Annotated in this window: 1 protein-coding gene; it reads right to left on the reverse strand. The window is 62.3% G+C overall.

Annotated elements, in window-relative coordinates; genetic code table 11:
• On the reverse strand, positions 1 to 1,169 hold a 1,169-nt coding region (tuf, locus tag AC1DYW_RS33060; protein ID WP_111547790.1), incomplete at its 3' end, for an elongation factor Tu.

The following is a 1,169-nucleotide window of genomic DNA, read 5'->3' on the forward strand; positions in this document are numbered from 1 at the left end:
TTGATGGTGACGACGATGCCGGCACCGACGGTGCGGCCGCCTTCACGGATAGCGAAGCGCAGCTTCTCTTCCATGGCGATCGGCACGATCAGCTCGACATCGACCGTGATGTTGTCGCCCGGCATCACCATCTCGGTGCCTTCCGGCAGCGACACGATGCCGGTCACGTCCGTCGTGCGGAAATAGAACTGCGGACGGTAGTTGGTGAAGAACGGCGTGTGACGGCCACCTTCGTCCTTGGTCAGGATGTAGGCTTCGGCCACGAACTTCTTGTGCGGCTTCACCGTGCCCGGCTTGGCCAGAACCTGGCCGCGCTCGACACCTTCACGGTCAACGCCGCGCAGCAGCGCGCCGATGTTGTCGCCGGCCTGGCCCTGATCGAGCAGCTTGCGGAACATCTCRACGCCSGTGCAGGTCGTCTTGGTCGTCGGACGGATGCCGATGATCTCGAGTTCCTCGCCGACCTTGACCACGCCGCGCTCGACGCGACCGGTCACAACCGTGCCACGGCCCGAGATCGAGAACACGTCTTCGATCGGCATCAGGAACGGCTTGTCGAGCGGACGAACCGGSGTCGGGATGTAGGCGTCGACCGCAGCCATCAGCTCGCGGATCGCGTCCTCGCCGATCTTCTTGTCGGAATCTTCCAAAGCAGCCAGAGCCGAGCCCTTGACGATCGGAATGTCGTCGCCGGGGAACTCGTTCTTGGTCAGCAGCTCACGAACCTCGAGCTCGACCAGTTCGAGCAGCTCGGCGTCGTCGACCTGGTCGACCTTGTTCAAAAATACCACGATCGACGGCACGCCGACCTGACGGGCAAGCAGGATGTGCTCGCGGGTCTGCGGCATCGGGCCGTCGGCAGCCGACACAACCAGGATCGCGCCGTCCATCTGCGCGGCACCGGTGATCATGTTCTTCACATAGTCGGCGTGCCCGGGGCAGTCGACGTGAGCGTAGTGGCGGTTGGCCGTCTCGTATTCGACATGCGCCGTCGAGATCGTGATGCCGCGCGCCTTCTCCTCAGGTGCCGCGTCGATCTGGTCATAGCGCTTGTATTCGCCAAAATACTTCGTGATCGCCGCCGTCAGCGACGTCTTGCCATGGTCAACGTGACCAATCGTGCCGATGTTCACATGAGGCTTGTTACGCTCGAATTTACCTTTTGCCAT

Source organism: Mesorhizobium sp. P2_D5, assembly GCF_056404355.1.